Raw genomic sequence first — 1,968 nt, 5'->3', positions numbered from 1 at the left:
CGCCCCGGGCAGCCCCCTATTCCCGCACGCCGCTGGCCCACTGCTCAGCACGTCAACGGGGGTCAGGTAGGGGTTGCCTGGCCACCCGCCCCGAATAGATTGAAGACTGCAGGATAGTGACGATCCACGAATTCCAATTTCGGTCGGAAGTGGGCAAGAAATAGTGGTCCAGGTCAGCCGACTCTGGACCGTACGTCTATTTCCGGGCAGTTCCAGCGCAGCGCGCGGGTCGCAGCGACGCTGATTCAACGTCGGTAGGGGTGGCGTAGGTGGCAAACGAGGAAAAGCTTCTCGACTATCTGAAGCGAGCGACCGCTGATCTCCGTGAGGCCCGCAGGCGACTGCGTGAGGTCGAGGAGAAGCAGCACGAGCCGATCGCCATCGTCGGCATGGCCTGCCGGTACCCCGGCGGGGTCGACACCCCCGAACAGCTTTGGGAACTGGTCAGCACCGGCACCGACGCGGTCAGCGGGTTCCCGGTCAACCGTGGGTGGCCCGTCGACACGCTCTACCACCCCGACCCGGACCACCACGGCACCAGCACCACCCGCGAGGGCGGCTTCCTGCACGACGCCGCCGACTTCGACCCGGACTTCTTCGGGATCTCGCCGCGTGAGGCCCTCGCCATGGACCCGCAGCAGCGCCTGCTGCTGGAGACCGCCTGGGAGGCCATCGAATCCGCCGGCATCAACCCGGCCACGATGCGCGGCAGCAGGACCGGCGTACACGTCGGCGTGATGTACAACGACTACGGCACCCGGGTGCAGGTCGTACCGGACGACCTCGCCGGCTACCTCGGCAACGGCAGCGCCGGCAGCATCGCCTCCGGCCGGGTGGCGTACCACCTGGGCCTGGAGGGCCCGGCGGTCACCGTCGACACCGCCTGCTCGTCGTCGCTGGTCGCGCTGCACATGGCCGTCCAGGCGCTGCGCAGCGAGGAGTGCACCCTGGCCCTGGCCGGTGGTGTCACCGTCATGTCCACCCCGGACACCTTCATCGAGTTCTCCCGGCAGCGCGGACTCTCCCCGGACGGCCGGTGCAAGGCGTTCGCGGCCGGTGCGGACGGTACCGGCTGGGGTGAGGGTGTCGGCATGCTGCTGCTGGAGCGGCTCTCCGACGCGCAGCGCAACGGCCACCCGGTCCTCGCCGTGGTCAAGGGCACCGCGATCAACCAGGACGGCGCCTCCAGCGCCCTCACCGCCCCGAACGGTCCCTCGCAGCAGCGGGTGATCCGCGCCGCGCTCGCCGACGCCCGCGTGTCCGCCGCCGACGTGGACGCGGTCGAGGCGCACGGCACGGGTACGAAGCTCGGTGACCCGATCGAGGCGCAGGCCCTGCTCGCCACCTACGGCCAGGACCGGCCGGCGGACGACCCGCTCTGGCTCGGCTCGATCAAGTCGAACATCGGGCACGCCCAGGCGGCGGCCGGGGTCGGCGGCATCATCAAAATGGTGCAGGCCATGCGGCACGGGCTGCTGCCGCAGACGCTGCACGTGGACGCGCCGTCCCCGCACATCGACTGGTCGGCCGGCGCGGTCGAGCTGTTGACCGAGGCCCGGGAGTGGCCGGCGTCCGACCGGCCGCGCCGGGCGGGCGTCTCGTCGTTCGGCATTTCGGGTACGAACGCCCACGTCATCCTGGAGCAGGCACCGGTCGAGACCGGGTCGGAGACCGTCGACGAGGCCCCGGAGCCGGTCGGCTCGGGTGTCGTGCCGTGGGTGCTCTCCGGCCGTACGCCGGAGGCGGTCCGGGCCCAGGCGGCGAAGCTGGCGGCCTTCGTGGCCGGGTCGACCCTGTCACCGCGGGACGTGGCGTGGTCCCTGGCGTCCACCCGTGCCCCCTTCGAGTACCGGTCGGTGGTGGCCGGTCGGGACGTCGCCGAGTTGCGGGACGGTCTGGCGGCGTTGGCGGACGGTGCCGGGGTGACCCACCGGGCGGTGCCGGGCCGGTTGGGTGCGTTGTTCACGG

Annotated in this window: 1 protein-coding gene; it reads left to right on the top strand. The window is 71.3% G+C overall.

The window, feature by feature from the left end:
• Positions 1–269: 269 nt before the first annotated feature.
• A partial coding sequence (locus tag GSF22_RS33140; RefSeq protein ID WP_208817849.1) for a type I polyketide synthase occupies positions 270–1,968 on the top strand: 1,699 nt, incomplete at its 3' end.

This window comes from Micromonospora echinofusca, assembly GCF_017614955.1.
Classification (GTDB): domain Bacteria; phylum Actinomycetota; class Actinomycetes; order Mycobacteriales; family Micromonosporaceae; genus Micromonospora; species Micromonospora echinofusca_A.
This window is presented reverse-complemented; position numbering and strand designations above follow the sequence as displayed.